Source organism: Vibrio sp. 704, from assembly GCF_033339295.1.
On sequence record NZ_JAWOUH010001054.1, the window covers coordinates 1 to 509 of the forward strand.

The 509-nt window shown below is 46.8% G+C and carries 1 protein-coding gene and 1 pseudogene; both read right to left on the reverse strand.

The annotated features are described in order from the left end of the window. Window positions 1-312: pseudogene (locus R7R24_RS30610) on the reverse strand (oxaloacetate decarboxylase); the annotation flags it as partial. Between the two features lie 32 nt (window positions 313-344). Further along, the coding region (locus R7R24_RS30615) for an OadG family transporter subunit (RefSeq protein ID WP_318120703.1) at window positions 345-509 on the reverse strand (165 nt) is incomplete at its 5' end.

Here is a 509-nt window from a genome sequence, read left to right on the forward strand (position 1 = left end):
CTCAACGAACTTCTCTACTACGTCATCAGCATAATGGCGATATCCTAAAAGGTTTTGACCACGCAGTAGCATTTGCATTGGTGTATTTGGCATCGCCTTTTTCAACTCACGTAGACGCTCCCAAGGGTCTTCCCCAAGGAATCGAATACACGAATCAAACGTTGCACCACCCCAGGTTTCGAGGGACCAGTATCCAATCTTATCTAACTCAGCTGCGATAGGCAGCATATCTTCGATACGCATACGCGTAGCAAACAGTGATTGATGGGCGTCTCGAAGGACCACATCGGTAATAGCTAGTGGTTTAGACATGCTCTTAAACTCCTTTTTAATCCTATATTCGGCTACTTCGCGATTGAAGCGCGATGTTGATGAATCGCCGCTGAAATCGCTGCCACTACTTGTGGACTAACAGCTGAAGAGGTTGATTGAACTGTGGTATTTGTTTTTGGTGCTGCGATCGGCTCTGGTACTTCTTCTGGCACCAGTTTCGACAATAGCCGAACGAG